This is a genomic window from Plantactinospora sp. B5E13 (assembly GCF_039871775.1).
Taxonomy (GTDB): domain Bacteria; phylum Actinomycetota; class Actinomycetes; order Mycobacteriales; family Micromonosporaceae; genus Plantactinospora.
This window is the reverse complement of the sequence record NZ_JBDPLT010000011.1, coordinates 43,525-65,081: the sequence shown is the minus strand read 5'-3', so window position 1 is coordinate 65,081 and position 21,557 is coordinate 43,525. Positions and strand designations below refer to the sequence as shown.

Sequence of the window (21,557 nt, the reverse complement as noted above, 5' to 3'; positions counted from 1 at the left end):
ACACACAACCCGCGTGAAAGAGGCGATTACCGGCCGTGTCGACCCAGCAGACTTCGCAGGAAAATCCATTGGCGGGTTTCGGCCCCAATGAGTGGATCGTCGAGGAGATGTATCAGCGCTACCTCGCCGACCCCACCAGCGTCGACGCGGCCTGGCACGATTTCTTCGCCGACTACCGCCCGACGGGGCAGGACGGCGGCGCCGCAGCCACGACCGGGACCCAGGGTAGCCAGACCGCCACCACCGACCGGCCGGCGGAGACCGCGCCCGCCGCCCCGGCCGCGACCCCGCCAGCCGACACTCCGGCGAAGCCCGCCGCGACTGCGGCGAAGCCGGCTGCCGCCCCGGCGAAACCCGCCGCGGCCCCGGCCAAGGCCGCCGCCGCGAAGCCCGAGACCCCGTCGACGCCGAAGGCCGCACCGGCCCGGGCCGCCACGGACGGCGGGCCGCAGACCGTACCGCTGCGCGGGGTGGCCGCCCGGATCGTCCAGAACATGGACGCCTCGCTCTCGGTGCCGACCGCGACGAGCGTGCGGGCCATCCCGGCCAAGCTGCTGGTCGACAACCGGATCGTGATCAACAACCACCTGGCCCGGGGTCGGGGTGGCAAGGTCAGCTTCACCCACCTGATCGGCTGGGCCCTGGTCCGGGCACTAGCTGAGCACCCGGAGATGAACAACTCGTTCACCGAGGTCGACGGCAAGCCGGCGGTGCTCCGGCCGGAGCACGTCAACCTCGGCATCGCGATCGACCTGGCCCGGCCGGACGGTAGCCGGACACTGGTGGTGCCGTCGATCAAGGCCTGCGAGCAGATGGACTTCCGGCAGTTCTGGCAGGCGTACGAGGACATCGTCCGGCGGGCCCGGCGCAACGAGCTGACCATGGAGGACTACGGCGGGACGACGATCTCGCTGACCAACCCGGGCGGTATCGGCACGGTCCACTCGCAGCCCCGGCTCATGGTCGGGCAGGGCGCGATCATCGGTGTGGGCGCGATGGAGTACCCGGCGCCGTACCAGGGCATGTCCGAGGAGACCCTCGCCGACCTGGCGGTCAGCAAGATCATCACGCTGACCAGCACGTACGACCACCGGATCATCCAGGGCGCGCAGTCCGGCGAGTTCCTCAAGATCGTGCACGAACTGGTCCTCGGCGAGCGCGGCTTCTACGACGAGATCTTCACCTCGCTGCGCATCCCGTACGAGCCGGTCCGCTGGGTCCGGGACGTGGCGGTCGGTTCCGAGGGGCAGATCGACAAGAACGCCCGGGTGCTGGAGATCATCCACGCCTACCGGGTGCGCGGGCACCTGATGGCCGACACCGACCCGCTCGAGTTCAAGATCCGGAAGCACCCGGACCTCGACGTGTTGCAGCACGGCCTCACCCTGTGGGACCTGGACCGGAGCTTCCCGGTCGGCGGCTTCGCCGGCAAGCAGAAGATGAAGCTGCGTGAGGTCCTCGGTGTGCTGCGGGACTCGTACTGCCGTCGGGTCGGCGTCGAGTACATGCACATCCAGGACCCGGAGGAGCGCCACTGGCTCCAGGAGCGGGTCGAGCGCAAGTACGAGAAGCCGGCGCGCGACGAGCAGAAGCACATCCTCAACCGGCTCAACGCCGCCGAGGCGTTCGAGACCTTCCTGCAGACCAAGTACGTCGGCCAGAAGCGCTTCTCGCTGGAGGGTGGCGAGTCGCTGATCCCGCTGCTCGGCGAGATCCTGGAGGCCTCGGCCGAGAACAGCCTCGACGAGGTGGTCATCGGCATGGCCCACCGGGGCCGGCTGAACGTGCTGGCCAACATCGTCGGCAAGCCGTACGAGAAGATCTTCTCCGAGTTCGAGGGGCACCTGGACCCGCGTTCCACCCAGGGCTCCGGTGACGTGAAGTACCACCTCGGCCAGGCCGGCAAGTTCACCACCCCGGACGGCGAGCACTCGACCAAGGTCTCGGTCACCGCGAACCCCTCCCACCTGGAGGCGGTCGACCCGGTACTGGAGGGCATCGTCCGGGCCAAGCAGGACCGGATCGACCTCAAGCTCGAGGGCTACACGGTGCTGCCGGTGGCGGTGCACGGCGACGCGGCGTTCGCCGGCCAGGGTGTGGTCGCCGAGACGCTCAACCTCTCCCAGCTGCGCGGCTACCGTACCGGCGGCACCGTGCACGTGGTGGTCAACAACCAGGTCGGTTTCACCACCGCGCCGGAGTACTCCCGGTCCAGCCTCTACAGCAGTGACGTGGCCCGGATGATCCAGGCGCCGATCTTCCACGTCAACGGCGACGACCCCGAGGCCGTGGTCCGGGTCGCCCGGCTCGCCTTCGAGTACCGGCAGACGTTCAACAAGGACGTCGTGATCGACATGGTCTGCTACCGGCGGCGCGGGCACAACGAGGGTGACGACCCGGCGATGTCCAACCCGCTGATGTACAAGATCATCGACTCGAAGCGCTCGGTCCGGAAGCTCTACACCGAGGAGCTGATCGGTCGGGGCGACATCACCCTCGAGGACGCCGAGGAACTGCTCCGCGACTTCCAGGCGCAGCTGGAGCGGGTCTTCAAGGCCACCCGCGACGCGGCCTCGTCGGCCCGGCCCGCCGCCCGGCCGCGCCGGCAACCGGAACCGGAGCCGGTGGTCGAGACCGCGACGACCGCCGAGGTGCTCCAGGCGATCGGCACCGCACACGTCGCGATGCCGGACGGCTTCACCCCGCACAAGCGGATCCAGCAACTGCTGGACCGGCGGGCCAAGATGGCCGAGTCGGGCAACATCGACTGGGGCTTCGGCGAGATCATCGCCTTCGGCGCACTGCTGCACGACGGGGTGACCGTCCGGCTCGCCGGGCAGGACTCCCGCCGGGGCACCTTCGTCCAGCGGCACGCCGTCGTGGTCGACTCCCGGACCGGCGCCGAGCACAACCCGCTCTCCGCGCTGACCAACGACCGGTCCCGGTTCTTCGTGCACGACTCGCTGCTCAGCGAGTACGCCGCGATGGGCTTCGAGTACGGCTACTCGGTGGAGAACCCCGAGGCGCTGGTGCTCTGGGAGGCGCAGTTCGGTGACTTCGTCAACGGCGCGCAGACCGTGGTGGACGAGTTCATCTCCTCCGGCGAGGTGAAGTGGGCACAGCAGTCGTCGCTGACGCTGCTGCTGCCGCACGGGCACGAGGGCCAGGGGCCGGACCACACCTCCGGCCGGCCGGAGCGGTTCCTCCAGCTCTGCGCCGAGGACAACATGCGGGTCGCCATCCCGACCACCCCGGCCAACCACTTCCACCTGCTGCGCCGCCAGGCGCTGTCGCCGAAGCGCAAGCCGCTTGTGGTCTTCACCCCGAAGTCGCTGCTGCGGCACAAGCTCTGCGTCTCCGACGTCACGGACTTCACCACCGGCACCTTCCAGCCGGTGCTCGCCGACGGCGCCGGTACGACCGGAGTCACCGCCCCGGCGCCGGAGGCGGTGAAGCGGGTGCTGCTCTGCTCCGGCAAGGTCTACTACGACCTGGCGCAGGCCCGGGCCGAGCGCGGCATCACCGACACCGCGATCCTCCGGGTCGAGCAGCTCTACCCGCTGCCGGTCGAGGAACTCCGGGCCGCCCTGGCCCAGTACCCGAACGCCGAGGACTTCGCCTGGGTCCAGGAGGAGCCGGCCAACCAGGGTGCCTGGTCGTTCGTCGCGCTCAACCTGCTGGAGCACCTGGAGGGCGTACGGCTGCGCCGGATCTCCCGCCCGGCGGCGGCGGCTCCGGCGGTCGGCTCGGCCAAGATGCACGACGTCGAGCAGACCGCGCTGATCGAGGCCGCCCTGCCCCGACCCTGACCAGTGGACCGGGTGGCCGGGACCGTCAGCCGACGGTCCCGGCCACCGGGCCGGTCAGCCCGGGACAGGCTGCACTATCCGAAAGAGGACGTCGTGTACTTCACCGACCGAGGCATCGAGGAGCTGGTCGAGCGTCGGGGCACCGAGACGGTGACCCTGGAATGGCTCGGCGCCCGGCTGAGCGACTTCGTCGACCTCAACCCCGAGTTCGAGACGCCGATCGAGCGGTTCGCCACCTGGCTGGCCCGGCTCGACGACGAGGACGACCTGTAGCTGGTCGAGTCGACCTGTAGCTGGTCGACGACCAGGAACCGCGCTGTACCGCGACGGCTGTCCCGCCCCGGGACAGCCGTCGCGGTGTCGATCCGACCTGCGGGCGGGTCAGCCCAGCGCGAGCCAGCCGATCAGCACGATCAGCACGGCGACGACCACCGCGATGCCGATGATCAACGGCAGGCGGGACGGCGGTGCGGCGGCCGGCGGCTCGGTGGAGTGGGCGAAGGCCCGGAACGCCTCCGTGTTGCCGCTGGGGTCAGGATGTGGATCAGCCATGCCGAGCACGATAGCGAACCCGGACCAGCACGAACGTCCCCCACCTGAGCGACCGGACGGCATCGGGTCACCGGGACAACCCGAACCGACGGCGTACGGCGGGACAAACCGTCCGGCCGGCCGGCCGGCGCGGCCGGAAAGCTGACCTCGTACGGCGTACCGCCGTCTACCGTCGGTGCTGTGCGCGTCCACCCCTTGGTCGCCGGGCTGACCGCCCTGCTGCTGCCGATCGCGCTCACCGTCGGCGGGTGGGCGGTCGCCGCGTCAGCCCCGACGGCGCTGCCCGGGGCGGCGCCGGATCGAACGTACGCGGTCGGCGTGCGTACGCTCGATCTCGGTCGCGGCACCGCCCGCCCGCTTCCGGTCACCGTCTGGTACCCGGCCCGGTCGGCGGCACCGGCCGGAACCGGTACCCCGACCCTGGTGCCGGACGCCCAGATGGCACCCGGCCGGTTTCCGGTGGTGCTCTTCAGTCACGGCCTGCACAGCCTGCCGGAGATGCACGCCCCGTTGACCACCCGCTGGGCGGCGGCCGGTTTTGTCGTCGCCGCGCCCGCCTACCCGCACACCCGGGCGCGTACGCCCCGGTTCGACCGAGCCGACATCCGCCGGCAGCCGGCGGACGCCTGGCGGGCCCTCGACGAACTCGGCCTGCTCAACCAGCGGACGGGCGACCGGTTCGCCGGGCACCTGGCGCTGACCCGGATCGGCGCGGCAGGACACTCCGCCGGCGGCTACACCACCTCCGGTCTCTTCGCCCCCGGACACTCGGAGTGGCTACGTGGTGGCATCGTGCTCGCCGGGGGTGGCATGCCCGGGGCCAGCTACGGCGGACCGTCGGCACCGCTGCTCTTCCTGCACGGCGACGCGGACCGGGTGGTGCCGCTGAGCCGGGGCCGCGAGGCCTACCAGCGGGTGCCCTGGCCGAAGGCGTTCGTCACCCTGCCCGGCCGGGGGCATGGTGACTTCCTCACCCCCGGTCGTCCCGACTTCGACCGGACCGTCCTGCTGACCACGAACTTCCTGCGCTGGACCCTGTACGGCGATCCGGACGCCCTGGCCACCCTCCGCACCGCCGTGCGGGAGGGCCCCTTCCTGTCGCCGGACGGCACCGGGTGGTCAGGCGGGGCCTCGTCCTGACCGACGCCGGTCCGCCCAGCCAGCGGCGGCCGGGCAGAATCGGTGGCATGCGTCGACGTTCCGCCCGGTCGGTCCTGGCCGGTTCCGCGCTCAGCCTGACGCTGGTGCTGGCCGTACCCGCCTGCTCAATCGGCCCGGACCGGTCGACGGCCCCCCGGCCGACCGCGACCGGTACGGCGTCAAACAGCCCCTCCCCCGCCGACAGCGGTACGTCGACCGCTCCGGCCGGCGTCGCGCCGTCCCGCCGTTCCGCGGTCGGGGTACGCGAGTTGACGTTCAACCGGGGCGGGGACCGGCCGCTTCCGGTCACCGTCTGGTATCCGGCCCCGGGCCCGGTCGACGGGACGCCGACGTCGGCGCTGCCGGTGGCGGAGGGACGTTTTCCCGTCGTCCTGTTCAGTCACGGCCTGACCGGCCGCCCGGCGGACTACCGGGCACTGCTCGTCCGGTGGGCGGCCGCGGGTTTTGTGGTGGCGGCACCGGCCTATCCGCACACCAGTCGGGGAGCCAGCGGCGGAATCCAGGTACTCGACGTGGTCAACCAGCCGGCCGACGCGTCGTACGTGCTGACCCGGCTGCTGGCGCTGGCCGACCGGGCCGGTGATCCGTTCCGTGGTCACCTGGATCCGGACCGGGTGGCCGCGGCCGGCCACTCGGCGGGCGGGGTGACCACCATCGGGCTCTTCACCGCCGGCCGGGATCCACGGCTCGACGCCGGCATCGTGCTCGCCGGTACCGCGCTCGGCGTCGGTACGGCGTTCGCCGGCGCCGCCGCACCCCAGCTCTTCGTGCACGGTGTCCGGGACGAGGTGGTGTCGTACCGCGCCGGTCGGGCGGCGTACGACCGGGTGCCCTGGCCCAAGGCGATGCTGACCCTGCCCGACGGTGACCACGGTCGGGCGCTGCTCGGCCGTGACCAGCGGGCGTTGTCGGTGGTCGCCGGCACCACCGTCGAGTTCCTGCGCTGGACGCTCTACGGCGACCAGCGGGCCAAGCGCCGGCTGCCGGAGCAGGCGGTCCAGGGTGGACTCGCCACCCTGGACGACAATCTGTGACCGGCCGGTCCGGCGAGCCGAGGACACCGGCCGGAACCGACGCCGGCTGCGCGGGGGTGCGGCCGGTCCGGACCGCCCGCACCCCGCCGGGGCCGGCTATCCCACCACGGGTCGGCGGGTGTCGACGAAGAGGTTCGTCGCCCGGTCCCAGCTGATGCCACGCTGGGTCGGCCGGGCGATCACGCCGTACCGGTAGTTGCGGCCGAAGACGTTCGCGCGCAACCGGATGTTGACGGCGTTCAGGTCGGTACGTACGCCGATCGAGTAGTTTCCGCCGTTGCAGTAGTTCCCCTCGAAGACGAGGTTCTCCACGACCGGCCCGGTGGTCGAGCCGATCATCAGGCAGGCGTTGAACGGGTCCCTGGTCACCGGGTTGTATGCCTCCAGCGAGTTGCCCCGGACCACGATGTTTGACGCGCCGGTGGTCTGCAGCGTGTCGTTGTGCGAACCCGGCTGCCGCTTCAGGTGGTGGATCCAGGAGTCCTCGACGACCACGTTGCTGCCCAGCCGGGGACCGTCGATGACGTTGCTGATGTCGACCCGGCGGAGCGTGTACTCGCCACAGCAGACCGCCGCCGAGTTCCGGCCCATGCCGTCGATCTCGACGTCCTCGACCAGGAGGTTGTCCGCCCCGTCGGTACGGATCGAGTAGTTGCTGTCACAGGTGATCCGGGACTTCCGGATGACCACGTTCCGCGCGGTGACCGTGACGCAGCCCGTGATGTCGAGACCGCTGACCACGGCACCGTCCTCGGCCAGTTTCAGCGAACCGGAGGCCTTCAGTTTGGTGCCGGCGGGTACGCCGGTGTTGTCCGGACCCGGGAACGACGTGGGGATGGCGAGGTTCGGGGCGGTGGTCTTGGTCGCCTCGCCCCCCGGCTTGGCTCCGCTGGACGGCGTGCCGTCCGGGGTGGCGTCCGGCGTCGGGCTCGGCTCGGCCCCGGTCGGTTCCTCGTGTTCGGCGGGAAGGTCGCCGGCCGCCACCGGTTCGCCGTTCCAGGTCGAGTCGATAATGGTCGCCGGCGCGTCGGGCGAGTGCATGAAGCCGAACCTGCAGCCGGTGACCCGCACTTTCCGGGCCGTGTAGTTTCCGAATACGAGACCGTTGGTCTGCGGCTCGGTGCATTGAATACTGGTGTTCTCGATCAGCGCCCCGCTGACACCCTCGAAGATCCGTATCGTGTGCGCTCCGCCGTACCTGACGGTGGTATTCCTGATCGTGACGTCGTCGGCCTTGATATGCACGTACCCGTTGATCTTCCGGCCTTCGAGGACGGTGCCGGGCTTGGTGATCGTCACCGACTCGTCACCACTGCTCGCGACCGCGACGCCGAGCCCGGCGAGGACGATCCCCAACGTTGCCGAGCCCACCACCAGGGAGCGGGGGGTACGCCAGGAACGTCTGCGCTTTCCCCGTATTGATCGTGATTGGCGCCGCTTATTCTGGTCTGACAGTGAGAAATTCTTCAAGATCCCGACTCCTTCGCCGTACACATCGTCCGCGATCAGCGGGGCGGAACGGGACGACTGTACCCGCCGGACCCAAGGGGTCGGAGGCGCGAAAGAATGGGGACAAACCCAACCTTTAGTTTTCTTGAAGTCCGCCTTTAGCCCGACTTACCGGCGCTTTTTCGACGGCTTTTCCTGCCCGGGTGTCCGTTTCGATTGCTGGCAAAACGTCCGGATTTTCAAATGCCGCCGCCGCGCGTGTTCCGCTCGCCGCCGCCGGTGGAGTCCGGGCGGCGGGGCGATCGTCAACTCGTGTGGTCCAGGACGACCTTGCCGAAGACCTCGCCGGAGTACAGCCGGGCGAAAGCCCCGGTGACCTCGGAGAAGCCGTGCACCGAGTCGACAACCGGCCGGACCTCGCGCGTCACGCAGAGGTCGAGCAGCTCGGCGAGTTCCGTCGCGGTGCCCATGGTCGTACCGAGGATCTCCAACTGCATGGCGAAGACCCGACGCAGGTTCACCGTCGGCTCGTGGCCGGCGGTCGCGCCGCTGACCACGATCCGGGCCCCGGGCGCGGCCGACTTCAACGAATGGTCGAAGGTCGCCGCGCCGACCGTCTCGATCACCACGTCGACCCGTTCCGGCAGCCGCGCGCCGGGCGCCACGGCGGTGGCGCCCAGCGCGGCGATCCGCTCCCGCTTACCCGGGTCGCGACTGGTCGCGTACACCCGTTTGCCGAGCGCGACGGCGAGCACGACCGCCGCGGTCGCCACCCCGCCGCCAGCGCCCTGGACCAGCACCGACTCACCCTCGGCCACCCGGCCCCGGGTGGTGAGCATCCGGTAGGCGGTCAGCCAGGCCGTCGGCAGGCAGGCCGCCTCGACAAAGGACATCCCGGCCGGCTTCGGCACCAGGTTGGCCCGGGGCACCGCGACCCGCTCGGCCAGGGTGCCGGGATGGTGCTCGGAGAGCAGCGACAGCCCGCGCGGATCGGCCGGGTCGGGGACGACCGGGAAGACGACCACCTCGTTGCCGTCCGGGTCGACCCCGGCCGCGTCGCAGCCGAGGATCATCGGCAGCCGGTCCGCGGCCAGCCCGACCCCACGCAGCGACCACAGGTCGTGGTGGTTCAGCGAGCTGGTCCGGACCTCCACCGTCACCCAGTCCAGGTCCGGACGCGTCGGTTCCGGTCGCTCGCCGACCGTCAGCGCGGCGAGCGGATCGTCGGCGTCGAACCTGGAGGCGTACGCGGCACGCATGATCGACACGTTACACGCGTACGCCACCGATCTCCTCGGACGAACCGGTCAGGACCGGGCGACGCCGTCCCGGCGGGCCGCCTCGGCGACCGCCTCGGCCACCGCCGGCGCCACCCTCGGGTCGAGCGGCGACGGCATGATGGCGTCGGCCCGCAACTGCCCGGCGGCGACCGCGGCCGTACCGTCCCACTCCCCCTCGACCGCGACCGCGGCGATCGCGTCGGCCGCGGCGACCTTCATGCCCTCGGTGATCCGGGTCGCCCGGGCCGCGAGCGCACCCCGGAAGATGCCGGGGAAGGCGAGCACGTTGTTGATCTGGTTGGGATAGTCGCTGCGACCGGTGGCGACCACGGCGGCGTACCGGGCGGCCACCTCCGGGTGCACCTCGGGGGTCGGGTTCGCCAGCGCGAAGATCGCCCCACCCGGCGCCATCCCGGCCAGCGCCTCCTCCGGGATCTGTCCACCCGAGACCCCGATCAGCACGTCGGCGTCGCGCAACGCCTCGACCATGCCGCCGGACCGGCCGGCCGCGTTGGTCAGCGCGGCGAGTTCGGCCTTGGTCGCGGTCAGGTCGGTCCGGTCCCGGTGCAGGATGCCGCGCGAGTCGCAGACCACCACCTGGGCCGGGTTCACCCCACCGGCCACCAGCATCTTCGTCACCGCGACCCCGGCGGCGCCGGCTCCGCTGACCACCACCCGCAGGTCGCCGAGCTTGCGGTTGAGCAGCGTGGCGGCGTTGCGCAACGCGGCGAGCACCACCACGGCCGTGCCGTGCTGGTCGTCGTGGAAAACCGGGATCGGCAGCGCCTCGTCGAGCCGACGCTCGATCTCGAAGCACCGGGGCGCGCTGATGTCCTCCAGGTTGATCCCGCCGAACGACGGCGCCAGCGCGGTCACCACCGAGACGATCTCGTCGACGTCCTGGGTGTCCAGACAGACCGGCACCGCGTCCACGCCGCCGAACTGCTTGAACAGCACCGCCTTGCCCTCCATCACCGGCATCGCGGCGCGCGGCCCGATGTTGCCGAGCCCGAGTACGGCCGAGCCGTCGGTGACCACCGCGACGGTGTGCGGGACCCAGGTGTACTCGTCGACCAGGGCAGGGTCGGCGGCGATCGCCTCACAGACCCGGGCGACCCCCGGGGTGTACGCGAGGGACAGGTCCTCCCGGGTGGTCAACGGGACGGTCGAGGCGACCGCCAGCTTGCCGCCACGGTGCAGGGCGAAGGCCGGGTCGGTGGGATCCACGACAGGAGATGACGGGTCCACGGCAGGGGATGACATGGTGACTCCAGGATCGTCGAGCAGATGAAGCGGCCGGTTGGACGCGAGATCGGCGATCGCCGGCAGCGGTGCGGGGGTCACCCGGTTATGAGATACAGAGCATAGTGGCGGGTCGGGCCTCCGGTGCCGTCCAGGGCCCTACCAACTGGTAACCGGTCTTCAGCGCGTCGCGACCGGAGTACCCGGCCGGCGCCGGAACCACCGCGGACGCGGCCAGTACCGCAGCACCACCCGACCCCACACGTCGGCCACCCCGTACGCCCGGGAGTCGTCGGTGACGAGGCCGTTGTCGCCGCGCAGCCACCAGCCACCGTCGACGGCGTACTCCGTCCGCTTGACCACGACCAGCCCGGGCCGGTCACGGAACTCGGCGACCACCAGGTCGCCGGGACGGACGGCCCGGCCGCCGCGCCGGACCAGCACCGCGTCGCCGTGCCGCAGGGTCGGCACCATGGACGGCCCCACCACGAGTACGGCAAAAACAGGCGCCCGGGGACGACTCCCGCCGGCGGCGATGTCGGCGGACACCGAGTTTCACCTCCGCCCCTTGGGAGACATATCGCAGGAGTAGTGTCGTCATGGATCATCACAGACTTGCTATGGAGGATCCCATGCGGCTTCCGCGCATCTTCACACCACGCATCGTCGCCAGCGCGCACTGCGATCTGCCCTGTGGCGTCTACGACCCGGCCCAGGCCCGGATCGAGGCCGAGTCGATCAAGGCGATCGACGAGAAGTACCAGGCGAACACGGACCCGGAGTTCCGTACCCGGGCGCTGATCATCAAGGAGCAGCGCTCCGAACTGGTCAAGCACCACCTCTGGGTGCTCTGGACCGACTACTTCAAGCCGCAGCACTTCGAGAAGTACCCGCAGCTGCACCAGCTGTTCAACGAGGCCACCAAGCTGGCCGGCGGTGGTGGCGGCACCAAGGCGACCACCGACGCGAGCAAGGCCGACGAGCTGCTGCAGAAGATCGACGAGATCGCCAAGATCTTCTGGGAGACCAAGCAGGCCTGAGTCCGGTCGGCGCCGGCCGGTACGCCGCCGGCGTCACCGGCGCGGTCACCGCGACGACGATCCGGCCGGTACGCCTGACGGGCGTGCCGGCCGTAGTCGCCGGACGCCCACCAGAAGCCGGTGTTCGCGACCCCTGACACCGCGCGCTCCGGGCAGCTGGCACACGCGCGGCCGGGAACGCACCGGTCCGGTAGAGTCCCGTACGGGGGATTATTTTGGTGACACCGCTGACCACCACACCGTCGACGACCGGTGACGACGTCGTCCTCCTGACCGTGCCCGCCGACGGCGGCTACCTGGGGGTGCTGCGTACCGCCACCGCCGGGCTGGCCGCCCGGCTGCACTTCGCCCTGGACGAGATCGAGGACCTGCGGATCGCCGTCGACGAGGCCTGCGCGATGCTGCTGGCCGTGGCGACCCGGGACGCCGAACTCGACTGCCGGTTCGCGGTGACCGAGGACGCGCTGACCGTCGAGGTCGCCGTGCCGACGGCTCCCGGCTCCCGGCTGCCGGCGGAGTCGTCCTTCGCCTGGAAGGTGTTGACCGCGTTGACCACCTCGGCCTCGGCGGCCGTGGTCGACGGTCGGGCGACGATCACCCTGCTCACCCGGCGCTCCGGCGGGGTCTGACCACGCCTCACGTCTGTCGGGCCGGTGCCCGCTAGGCCGAAGGTCGGTTCCGTTCCACGCCGAAGCCGAGCGCCCGGTTCGTCGGCGGGCTCAGCAGCAGGCCGCAAACGAGCAGGCCGAGCGCGATGAGCGGGCCACCCAGCCAGCCCAGCCCGCCCTGCAGCATGTAGTAACCGATCGGCAGCAGCATGAGCTGCAACACCATGGCCGGGGCCCGGGCGCCGGAGCGGCGCCGGCCGAGCGCGACGGCCAGCGCCCAGAGCACGGCCGCGCCGATCGCCGCGAATCCGGTGACGAAGAGCGCGTTGACCAGGTCGGTGGCGGTCACCGTGAGTGTCTCGTACACCAGGAAGAGCGCCAGCACCGCCAGCCCGGCCGCCTCGGCGCGGAGCAGCCACACCGCCCCGAGCAGTTGGCCGGGGAGCGGTTCGGAGTCGCTTGTCACGGCCGCCACGATACTCGGCGTCGCGGGGTACAGTGCCGCCCATGCGGGCCATCCTGGTGGTCAACCCGAAGGCCACCACCACCACGGGCCGGGGCCGGGACGTGCTCGTCCGCGCGCTCCGCAGCGAGGTCGACCTCACCGTCGAGTACACCCGACGGCGTGGGCACGCGACGGCGCTCGCCCGGGAGGCTGTCCGGGACGGGGTCGACCTGGTGGTGACGCTGGGTGGCGACGGCACGGTCAACGAGGTGGTCAACGGTCTGATGACGGGGACGCCGGACGATCGCGACGCCCCGTCGCCCGCTGACCGCCGGCCGGCCCTCGCCCCGGTGCCCGGTGGTTCGACAAACGTCTTCGCCCGGGCCTTGGGTCTGCCGAGCCAGTGGCCGGAGGCGACCAGTGTGATCCTCGAGGCACTGCGGCTCGGCAGGGTACGCACCATCGGCCTCGGCCGCGCGGACGACCGGTACTTCACCTTCTGCGCCGGGTTGGGGCTGGACGCCGCGGTGATCCACCGGGTGGAGCGGGCCCGCCGCCGGGGCCGGGTCTCCACCCCCACCCTCTATCTGCGGTCGATCGCCGAGCAGTACCTCTTCGGCACGGAGCGCCGGCATCCCACGATCAGCCTGGAACGTCCGGGCGAGCCGGCCCAGGGCGACCTGGCCACCGTGATCGTCCAGAACACCGCGCCGTGGACCTATGTCGGGCGCCGCGAGGTGAACCCGAACCCCGACGCCTCGTTCGACCTCGGCCTGGACGTGCTGGCCATCCGCCGGTTGCGGGTCCCGAGCACGACCCGGATGGTGGGTCAGATGCTGGCCCGTCAGCCGGATCCGCACGGCCGGCAGGTCCTGCGGCTGCACGACCTGGACGAGTTCACCGTGGTGGCCGAGCGCCCGCAGGCGTTCCAGGTGGACGGCGACTACCTCGGCGAGCGGAACAAGGTGCGATTCACATCCGTCACGGCTGCACTAAGAGTAATCTGCTGACCCTGGGGTACAGCCACCGACAGAGCAGGCCCGAAGCGACCTACCAGGACGGTGCCGGAAATGCCAGCAATGTCGGGTGGACTGTACTATATTGATTCTCGGCTGTGGCGCACCGGGTGCCGACAAGGGCGGGAATCCGGGCAAATGGGTCGTGAGCTGTCTCACCTGTCCAGAGTTTTTCCGGGCGTTACCCTTGACATCGCGAGCGTTCGTGAAAGTATTCACAAGCGAACTTGAGTTACCGGAACATTGCGTGGACGCGCCCCGCCGGCGAGAGTCCTCCGCAGGTTCCACAAACACAAAGCCTGCTCTCGGCTGCCGTAACGATGGGCACCCCCGTCGTGATCGACACCGCAGACGCATAAAGAAAGATCCACCAAGCACTGCCGCCCACCCAGAATGAGGAGTGTTGCCGCCATGGACTGGCGCCACCATGCTGCCTGCCGCGACGAGGACCCGGAGCTGTTCTTCCCGATCGGGACGTCCGGCCCTGCCGTGCTGCAGGTCGAGCAGGCCAAGGCCGTCTGCCGGCGTTGCTCCGTGACCGACGAGTGCCTGCAGTGGGCACTCGAATCCGGTCAGGACGCCGGGGTCTGGGGCGGAATGAGCGAAGAAGAGCGGCGCGCCGTCAAGCGCCGCGGCGGCCTGCGGGTCCTGCGCGCTCACTCTGCCTGATCGACCGATCGACCGCACCGACGCAACGAACGTCCCGGGGGATCCTCTCCCCCGGGACGTTCTGCTTTTCGAATACGACGAGTGCCGAGAAGAATTCATTCCGCCGAACGCCGGCCGAACGACACCAGAAGATGATTCACCATAGGCTGCCGTCACCGTCCCGATCCCGGGAACACCATCACGGATCTGATCGCCGCACACACGCTCCGCCAATCCGGCGGGCACATCTTGGCGGCACGCACACGCTCCGTAACCCTCGGTATTTTTGATCACGCTGTGTGCCGGGACTCGTCGACCCGGGCGAGCACCAGACGGGCCAGTTCGGGCGCGTCCCCGAGCGGCGCGGCCAATCCGACCGCCCCCGCCCGCCGCGCCGACTCCATCGCCGACCCGTGGAGCCGCCCCGGCGCCAGGAAGTAGGTGGCGACCGCCACCCGGCGGGCACCGGCCGCCCGGAGCGCCGTCACGGCCTCACCGGCGGTCGGCGGCGACGCCGAGGCGTACCCGACCCGGGTCGGCACGTCCAACGTGGCACCGAGCGCCTCAGCGGCCCGCTCGACCGTACGCCGGGCGGCGGCGTCCCGAGTGCCGGCCGCGGCCAACACCACACCGTCGACCGCACCGTCCCGGCCGGCCGACCGGTCGCCGGTGACCTCCGACAGCCGACGGCGGAGCCCGGCCAGCAGCTCGGGATGCGGCCCGGCCACGGTCGGCCCGAGCACGTCGGTGACCCGGACCGGGATCCGCAGCCCGGCGTCCCGCGCCGCGGCGAGGGCGCCCGGGATGTCGACCCGGCCGTGGTAGGCCGCGGTGAGCAGCAGCGGGACCAGCACCACCGCCCGGTGACCGGCCGCCTCCAGCCCGGCCAGCACCGCCCCCGGGTGGGGCGGTCCGTGGTCGAGATAGCTGGCCCGGACCAGCAGGCCGGGCCGGGCCGCCGCGACGGCCCGGGTCAGCGCCTCGGTCACCGCGGCGGCCCGCGGATCCCGGCTGCCGTGCGCCACCAGCACGACCGGGTCCGACGCCCCGGTCACCGGTCCGGTCCGTCGGTCAGGAGTGCAGGCCGCACTCGGTCTTCTCGAACATCGCCCACCGGCCGGCGCGGGGATCCTCCCCCGCCTTCGTCCGCCGGGTGCACGGCCAGCAGCCGATCGAGGTGTAGCCCTGCCGGAACAGCTCGTTGACCGGGATGTTCCACCGGGCGACGTACGCGTCCACGTCCGCCTGGGTCCAGGCCGCGATCGGATTCACCTTCACCTTGCCGCGCCGCGGGTCGAAGCCGACCACCGGCGTGTTCGCCCGGGTCGGCGACTCGTCCCGGCGCAGCCCGGCCGCCCAGGCGTCGTAGTCGGCGAGCGCCCGCTCCAACGGCTCCACCTTGCGCAGCCCGCAGCACTCGTCCGGCGCCCGGGAGAAGAGCCGGGGACCGTACTCGCCGTCCTGCTGGCCGACGGTCTGCCGGGGTCGGATCGACCGGACGTTGACCGGCAGGGTCCGGGCCACCGTGTCGCGTACCCTCAGCGTCTCCGGGAAGTGCAGCCCGGTGTCGAGGAAGACCACGTCGACGCCGGGCGCGACCCGGGAGACCACGTGGGCGAGGACGGCGTCGGCCATCGAACTCGTCACGCAGAACCGGTCGCCGAACTCCTCCGCCGCCCACCGGGCGATCTCCTGCGCCGGCGCGCCCTCCAGCTCACGGTTGGCCTCCTCGGCCAGCGCCCGCAACTGCTCCGGGGACCGCCGGGCCGGGTCGACCGGCGCCTGCGGACCGAGCTTCACCAGGCCGAGATTGGCCGCCACCACCGGACGCATGTGGGTTCCCCTTCGTTCGCGACGGCGGCGGCGAGCAGGCCGGTGAACTTGACGGTGAAGACCCGGGCGCAGGCCCGGCACTCCCAGGCACCGTGCGACTCCGCGTGGGGCCGCAGGTCCTCCTCACCGCAGTACGGGCAATACATCGGCGCGGCTCGGGTGTCACCACTCATCGCAGTTCCTCCTCGTCGACTCGCACAACCCAGTTCGCGAAGCTCTCGTCGGCGGTACGTCCGGCCAGGTAGCGGCGGGTGAGCCGCTCGACGTACCCGGGAAGTTCCTCGGCGGTGGTCTTGAGACCGCGCAGCTTGCGGCCGAAGCCGGCGCTCTGCCCCTCGGCCATGCCGAGGCCGCCGCCCAGATGCACCTGGAAACCCTCGACCTGACGGCCGTCCGGACCGACCACCAGTTGGCCCTTGAGCCCGATGTCCGCGGTCTGGGTCCGGGCACAGGCGTTCGGGCAGCCGTTGAGGTGGATGGTCAGCCCCGCCGCGCCGAGGTCGGCGCCGGCCAGCCGCTCCTCCAGCCGGGCCACCAGCTCCTGGCCCCGGGCCTTGGTCTCGACGATGGCCAGCTTGCAGTACTCGATGCCGGTGCAGGCCATGGTGTCCCGGCGCCAGACCGACGGGTACGGCTCCAGACCGATCCGGCGCAGCGCCACCACCAGCGACTGGGTCCGCTCCGGCGGCACGTCGAGCACCAGCAGCTTCTGGTACGGGGTGAGGCGTACCCGGCCGCTGCCGTGTTCGGCCGCCGCGTCCGCCAGTTCGGCCAGCTGGGTGCCGGAGATCCGGCCCACCACCGGCGCCGCCCCCACGTAGTTGAGCCCGTCCCGCTGCCGGTGCACCCCGATGTGGTCGATCGGCTTCGCCGGCAGTTCCGGCGCCGGACCGTCCAGCAGGCTCCGGCCCAGGTATTCCTTTTCCAGCACCTCGCGGAACTTCTCCACACCCCAGTCGGCGACCAGGAACTTCAGCCGGGCCCGGTGCCGCAGCCGCCGGTAGCCGTAGTCACGGAAGATGCCGACCACCCCGGCCCAGACGTCCGGCACCTCGTCCAGCGGCACCCAGACGCCGAGCCGCTGCGCCAGCATCGGGTTGGTGCTCAGTCCGCCGCCGACCCAGAGGTCGAAGCCGGGGCCGTGCTCCGGGTGCTCGACACCGAGGAAGGAGATGTCGTTGACCTCGTACGGGGTGTCGACCAGCCAGGAGATCGAGGACTTGAACTTGCGGGGCAGGTTGGAGTACTGCGGGTCGCCGACGTAGCGACGGACGATCTCGTCGATCGCCGGCGTCGGGTCGAGCAGTTCCGTCTCGGCGACGCCGGCGACCGGGCTGCCGAGCACGACCCGGGGGCAGTCGCCGCACGCCTCGGTCGTCTGCAGGCCGACCGCCTCCAGCCGGCGCCAGATCTCCGGCATGTCCTCGATCCGCACCCAGTGCAGCTGGATGTTCTGCCGGTCGGTGATGTCGGCGGTGTCCCGGGCGAACTCCCGGGAGATGTCCGCGACGACCCGCAACTGCTCCAGGCTGAGCTCGCCGCCGTCGATCCGGACCCGGAGCATGAAGTACTCGTCTTCCAGCTCGTGCGGCTCCAGCACGGCGGTACGTCCACCGTCGATCCCGGCCTTGCGCTGGGTGTAGAGCCCCCACCAGCGGAACCGGCCGCGCAGGTCGGCGGGGTCGATCGAGGCGAAGCCCCGGTGCGCGTAGATGCTCTCGATCCGGGCCCGTACGTTGAGCGGGTTGTCGTCCTTCTTGGTGCGCTCGTTGGGGTTGAGCGGCTCACGGTGCCCGAGCGCCCACTGTCCCTCGCCCCGGGGGCGACGCGCCGGACGGGCGGGCCGGGCGGGGGTGGCCGTCGGGTCGCTCGTGGCGCCGGGTCGGACCGGGGTACTGCTGACCGCCATCGCGGCGTCCTCCGTTGTCGGGTGCGGCGGGGAGGGCGCGCAGCCGACCGCGTTCGGCCGAGCGGGCCGGCGACGGTGTCGACGACGTGTCAGGGAGACAACGTGTCAGGGAGCCGGCCCGGTGCGCGCCCGGGACGGAAAGGTCCAGGCGACGTCAGTGGGCCGGACAGATCGCGCTGCGGACGCGGCCGTAGTCGACGTGGCGACGGGAGGTGAATCCCGGCCTCGCGAAGCGGCGCACGGCGGCGGTCATACCCGTCATGCTCCCACATCCGTATCGCCCGGACCACAGTCGGCGAGCGGACGTCCCGCCTGACGGACCCGCTGTGGCGGGGGTCACGCTACTATTCCTCGTACCAGGAAAAATACGACAGACAGTGCTGGGTTGGACAGGGTCGCACCGGACAGCAACCGTGGACGATCCGTCGCCCGGCCTGCCCGGCCGGGAACAGGTGATCGAGGCGGCGGTAGTGGGCGGTCCCGCGCCGAACCGGCTCCGCCGGGCGCTCTGGCTGTGGCCGGCCCTGGCCACCCTGCTGATCACCGCCGTCCAACTCGACGGAGCCCCGCTCTGGCGGGACGAGCTGGCGACCTGGAGCGCGGCGTCCCGACCGGTCGGCGACCTGCTCCGGCTGGCCGGCACCATCGACGCGGTCAGCACGCCGTACTACCTGCTCCTGCACGCCTGGATCGCGGTCGCCGGCGACTCGGTCACCGCCCTGCGCCTGCCGTCCACGTTCTGCATGGCCGGTGCCGCCGGGCTCACCACCGTCCTCGGCACCCGGCTGTTCGGCGCCCGTACCGGGTTGGTCGGCGGCCTGCTCCTCGCGGTCCTGCCCAGCACCTCCCGGTACGGCCAGGAGGCCCGCCCGTACGCGTTGGCGGTCCTGCTCGCGGTGCTGGCCACCCTGCTGCTGGTCCGGGCGCTGGACCGACCGACCTGGCCGCGCTGGCTCGGGTACACGGCCGCCGTCGTCGGACTGGGCCTGGCCAACCTCGTCGCGGTCAGCGTGCTCGCCGGGCACGCGGTCGCGGTCCTCCTGCATCGGCGCGGGCGGCTGCCCGGGTGGGCGGCGGCGGTCGCCGGGGCGGCGCTGCTGCTGGCCCCGTTGGCGGTGTTCGGCCGTGGTCAGCAGGGCCGGCAGCTGGACTGGGTGGACCGGCCCGGCCCGGGTGACCTGGTCGACCTGCCGGGCAACCTCGCCCAGGCGAGCAGCGTCGGCGGACTGCTGCTCGGGCTGGCCGCGGTCGGGCTGGCCGGGTCCGCCGGGCACCCGGGGCCCCACGGGTCCGGGTCCGCCGCGGGTACGCCGGCCGGGGCCGGCCGGTGGCGGGTAGCCCTCGGCGCCACCGTGCTGCTGCCGGTGGTGCTGCTTTTTGTCGGCGGTCAGCTCACCCCGCTCTGGGTGCCGCGTTACCTGCTCGTCGTGCTGCCCTTCGGCTGTCTGCTCGCGGCCACCACGTTGGCTCCGCTGCGGCCTGCCGCCGGGCTGGCGATCGTACTGGTCACCGGCCTGCTCGGGGCACCGGAGCAGCGGGCGGTCCGGCGTACCCACGAGACCCCACGCAGCGCCGAGGTCGACTATCCGGCGGCCATCCGGATCATCGCGGCCGGGCAGCGGCCGGGTGACGGCATCGTCTACTCGCCGCGCGGCGGCTGGGCCCTCCTCGACGTGGCGGTCGCGTATCAGCTGCGTCGCGACCGGCCCCGGGACGTGCTGTTGCGGCAGGACGCGGTACGCCGGGCCGACCTCTGGGCCAGCGAATGCCCGGTGCCGGCCAGTTGCCTGACCTCGGTCGACCGGGTCTGGCTGCTGGTCCGGGGGGAACGGGACGATCCGCTGGCCGGGGTCGCGGCGGCGAAGGCGGAGCCGCTACGGAGCCGGTTCCGGCTGGACCACCGGTGGACGGTGCCCGGCCTGACCGTGGCGCTGCTGACCCGCGTCGGCTGACCCGCCGCGCGGCAGCTCAGCGAACCAGCGGGACGACGAGTAGGGCCTCGGTGCCGCAGCCCTCCCGGTTGCGCAGTTCGATCGTGCCGCGCAGTTCCCCGGTGGCCAGCGCCCGGACGATCTGCAGGCCGAGCCGGCTGCGCTGGTCGGCGTCGAAGTCCGCCGGCAGGCCACGGCCGTTGTCGGCGACCGTCACGTGCAGCTGCTTGCGGGACCGATGCGCCGAGACCACCACCTCGGGTGGCTCGGCGCTCTCCTCGACCACCCCGGTGCCGGCGTCCGCCGGCCGGGTACCGCTCTCGGCCGGTGGCGGGAAGGCGTGTTCGACCGCGTTGAGCAGCAATTCGTTCAACACGATCACCAACGACGTGGCGATCTCCGCCGGCAGCACACCGAAACTGCCCTGCCGGCTCATCCGGACGCGTACCTCGGTCGCCGCCACCTCGGCGGCGGCCGCCGCCACCCGGTCGACGATGCCGTCGAACTCGACCGCCTCGTCGCTCGACATGGAGAGGGTCTCGTGCACCAACGCGATCGAGGCGACCCGGCGGACCGACTCCTCCAGGGCGGCCCGGGCCGCCGGGATGCCGACCCGGCGGGCCTGCAGCCGGAGCAGCGCGGCGACCGTCTGCAGGTTGTTCTTCACCCGGTGGTGGATCTCCCGGATGGTCGCGTCCTTGGTGATCAGGGCCCGGTCGCGGCGGCGTACCTCGGTCATGTCCCGGACCAGGACCAGCGCGCCGATCGGCACTCCGGCGGGCATCAGGGGCAGCGCCCGGGTGAGTACGGTCGCGCCGCGCGCCTCGATCTCCCGCCGGGGTGGCGCCTCGCCGCGCAGGGCCGCGAGCACCCGGTTCGCCGCCTCGGTCCCCTCCAGCGGGTCGGCGGCGAGTCGCCCGTTCAGCGCCGCGAGGTCCTCGCCGACCAGGTGCGAGGAGAACCCGAGCCGCCGGTACGCGGACTGCGCGTTCGGGCTCGCGTAGGTGACCTTGCCCTGGGCGTCGAGCCGGATCAGACCGTCGCCGACCCGGGGGGCGGTGGTCGTCTCGCCCGGATGCCGTGGGGGCGGGAACGTCCCGTCCGCCAGCATCTGGGCGAGATCGTCGGCGGTGGTCAGGTAGTTCAGTTCCAACTGGCTCGGGGTCCGGGCGGTGGAGAGGTTGGTGTCCCGGCCCACCACCGCGATCACCTCGCCGGACTCCCCGTCGACGGCGCGCAGCCGGACCGGGATCGCCTCGTGCCGGGCCGGGGTGTCGCCGTACCAGACCGGGTCGCCCTCCCGCCAGATCCGGCCCTGGGTGGAGGCGATCGCCAGGTGGGCGACCTCCGGTCCGCCGACGATCCGACCGACCTGGTCGTCCTGGTACGCCGTCGGCGCCGTGGTGGGGCGTACCTGGGCGACGCAGACGAACGAGTCGGTGTCGCTGACCGGCACCCAGAGGAGCAGGTCGGCGAAGGACAGGTCGGAGAGGAGTTGCCATTCGCCGGCCACCCGGTGCAGATGGTCGATGTCGACCGGACGCAGACCGGTGTGCTCCTCGGCGAGATCACGCAGCGTGGACACGGGGCAAGCCTGCCA

At 71.7% G+C, this 21,557-nt stretch carries 20 protein-coding genes; 9 read left to right on the top strand and 11 right to left on the bottom strand.

Annotated elements, in window-relative coordinates:
• Nucleotides 1-35 precede the first annotated feature (35 nt).
• Together ABGB05_RS12845 and ABGB05_RS12840 are read left to right on the top strand one after the other, a co-directional pair.
• A complete protein-coding gene (locus ABGB05_RS12845; protein ID WP_347653477.1) occupies nucleotides 36-3,809 on the top strand; it encodes a multifunctional oxoglutarate decarboxylase/oxoglutarate dehydrogenase thiamine pyrophosphate-binding subunit/dihydrolipoyllysine-residue succinyltransferase subunit in 3,774 nt (1,257 codons plus the stop codon).
• Nucleotides 3,810-3,902: 93 nt separating this feature from the next.
• Entirely contained in the window at nucleotides 3,903-4,082 is a 180-nt protein-coding gene (locus tag ABGB05_RS12840) for a DUF6104 family protein (protein ID WP_331212238.1), read from the top strand.
• A gap of 108 nt (nucleotides 4,083-4,190) precedes the next feature.
• Here the strand turns inward: ABGB05_RS12840 and ABGB05_RS12835 are convergent, their stop codons facing one another.
• On the bottom strand, nucleotides 4,191-4,361 hold the full coding sequence (locus ABGB05_RS12835) for a hypothetical protein (protein WP_347653476.1): 171 nt from the start codon (nucleotides 4,359-4,361) through the stop codon (nucleotides 4,191-4,193).
• A 180-nt stretch (nucleotides 4,362-4,541) separates the two neighbouring features.
• Here ABGB05_RS12835 and ABGB05_RS12830 point away from each other — a divergent pair, with 180 nt between their 5' ends.
• Nucleotides 4,542-5,501 (top strand): alpha/beta hydrolase, encoded by a 960-nt coding sequence (locus ABGB05_RS12830; protein ID WP_347653475.1) that lies wholly within the window; start codon nucleotides 4,542-4,544, stop codon nucleotides 5,499-5,501.
• Between the two features lie 47 nt (nucleotides 5,502-5,548).
• Nucleotides 5,549-6,556, top strand: coding sequence for a chlorophyllase (locus ABGB05_RS12825; RefSeq protein ID WP_347653474.1), 1,008 nt, complete (start codon nucleotides 5,549-5,551; stop codon nucleotides 6,554-6,556).
• A 96-nt stretch (nucleotides 6,557-6,652) separates the two neighbouring features.
• Here the strand turns inward: ABGB05_RS12825 and ABGB05_RS12820 are convergent, their stop codons facing one another.
• The 4 genes from ABGB05_RS12820 to ABGB05_RS12805 form a co-directional block, all read right to left on the bottom strand.
• Nucleotides 6,653-7,930 carry a hypothetical protein gene (locus ABGB05_RS12820; protein WP_347653473.1) on the bottom strand — a complete coding sequence of 426 codons (1,278 nt, stop codon included), beginning with the start codon at nucleotides 7,928-7,930 and terminating at the stop codon, nucleotides 6,653-6,655.
• Between the two features lie 380 nt (nucleotides 7,931-8,310).
• A complete protein-coding gene (locus ABGB05_RS12815; RefSeq protein WP_347653589.1) occupies nucleotides 8,311-9,273 on the bottom strand; it encodes a zinc-binding dehydrogenase in 963 nt (320 codons plus the stop codon).
• A gap of 39 nt (nucleotides 9,274-9,312) precedes the next feature.
• On the bottom strand, nucleotides 9,313-10,548 hold the full coding sequence (locus ABGB05_RS12810) for an NADP-dependent malic enzyme (protein ID WP_347653588.1): 1,236 nt from the start codon (nucleotides 10,546-10,548) through the stop codon (nucleotides 9,313-9,315).
• Nucleotides 10,549-10,707: 159 nt separating this feature from the next.
• A complete protein-coding gene (locus ABGB05_RS12805) occupies nucleotides 10,708-11,076 on the bottom strand; it encodes a S24/S26 family peptidase (RefSeq protein WP_347653472.1) in 369 nt (122 codons plus the stop codon).
• A gap of 83 nt (nucleotides 11,077-11,159) precedes the next feature.
• Here ABGB05_RS12805 and sodN point away from each other — a divergent pair, with 83 nt between their 5' ends.
• Complete coding sequence (gene sodN / locus ABGB05_RS12800) at nucleotides 11,160-11,567, top strand: superoxide dismutase, Ni (RefSeq protein ID WP_347653471.1); 408 nt, start codon at nucleotides 11,160-11,162, stop codon at nucleotides 11,565-11,567.
• 218 nt (nucleotides 11,568-11,785) lie between these two features.
• Nucleotides 11,786-12,196, top strand: a complete 411-nt coding sequence (locus tag ABGB05_RS12795) for an ATP-binding protein (protein WP_347653470.1) — start codon at nucleotides 11,786-11,788, stop codon at nucleotides 12,194-12,196.
• Between the two features lie 31 nt (nucleotides 12,197-12,227).
• Here the strand turns inward: ABGB05_RS12795 and ABGB05_RS12790 are convergent, their stop codons facing one another.
• Complete coding sequence (locus ABGB05_RS12790) at nucleotides 12,228-12,641, bottom strand: hypothetical protein (protein ID WP_347653469.1); 414 nt, start codon at nucleotides 12,639-12,641, stop codon at nucleotides 12,228-12,230.
• A 41-nt stretch (nucleotides 12,642-12,682) separates the two neighbouring features.
• On the opposite strand from ABGB05_RS12790, the gene ABGB05_RS12785 reads away from it, so the two are divergent.
• Nucleotides 12,683-13,630, top strand: a complete 948-nt coding sequence (locus tag ABGB05_RS12785; RefSeq protein ID WP_347653468.1) for a diacylglycerol kinase family protein — start codon at nucleotides 12,683-12,685, stop codon at nucleotides 13,628-13,630.
• A 417-nt stretch (nucleotides 13,631-14,047) separates the two neighbouring features.
• On the top strand, nucleotides 14,048-14,305 hold the full coding sequence (locus ABGB05_RS12780; protein ID WP_130464821.1) for a WhiB family transcriptional regulator: 258 nt from the start codon (nucleotides 14,048-14,050) through the stop codon (nucleotides 14,303-14,305).
• A gap of 269 nt (nucleotides 14,306-14,574) precedes the next feature.
• Here ABGB05_RS12780 and ABGB05_RS12775 read toward each other — a convergent pair whose 3' ends face one another.
• From ABGB05_RS12775 to ABGB05_RS12760, 4 genes are read right to left on the bottom strand one after another with little or no spacing between them, the layout of a single operon-like run.
• Entirely contained in the window at nucleotides 14,575-15,339 is a 765-nt protein-coding gene (locus ABGB05_RS12775) for a CbiX/SirB N-terminal domain-containing protein (RefSeq protein WP_347653467.1), read from the bottom strand.
• Between the two features lie 16 nt (nucleotides 15,340-15,355).
• Entirely contained in the window at nucleotides 15,356-16,117 is a 762-nt protein-coding gene (locus ABGB05_RS12770; protein WP_347653466.1) for a phosphoadenylyl-sulfate reductase, read from the bottom strand.
• Nucleotides 16,081-16,290, bottom strand: coding sequence for a hypothetical protein (locus ABGB05_RS12765; protein ID WP_347653595.1), 210 nt, complete (start codon nucleotides 16,288-16,290; stop codon nucleotides 16,081-16,083). Before ABGB05_RS12765 ends, ABGB05_RS12770 begins: the two co-directional genes overlap by 37 nt.
• Nucleotides 16,287-18,026, bottom strand: a complete 1,740-nt coding sequence (locus tag ABGB05_RS12760) for a nitrite/sulfite reductase (protein ID WP_347653465.1) — start codon at nucleotides 18,024-18,026, stop codon at nucleotides 16,287-16,289. Before ABGB05_RS12760 ends, ABGB05_RS12765 begins: the two co-directional genes overlap by 4 nt.
• Nucleotides 18,027-18,496: 470 nt before the next feature.
• Here ABGB05_RS12760 and ABGB05_RS12755 point away from each other — a divergent pair, with 470 nt between their 5' ends.
• Nucleotides 18,497-19,978, top strand: a complete 1,482-nt coding sequence (locus tag ABGB05_RS12755; protein WP_347653587.1) for a glycosyltransferase family 39 protein — start codon at nucleotides 18,497-18,499, stop codon at nucleotides 19,976-19,978.
• A gap of 16 nt (nucleotides 19,979-19,994) precedes the next feature.
• Here the strand turns inward: ABGB05_RS12755 and ABGB05_RS12750 are convergent, their stop codons facing one another.
• On the bottom strand, nucleotides 19,995-21,542 hold the full coding sequence (locus ABGB05_RS12750) for a histidine kinase N-terminal domain-containing protein (protein WP_347653464.1): 1,548 nt from the start codon (nucleotides 21,540-21,542) through the stop codon (nucleotides 19,995-19,997).
• Between the last annotated feature and the right edge of the window lie 15 nt (nucleotides 21,543-21,557).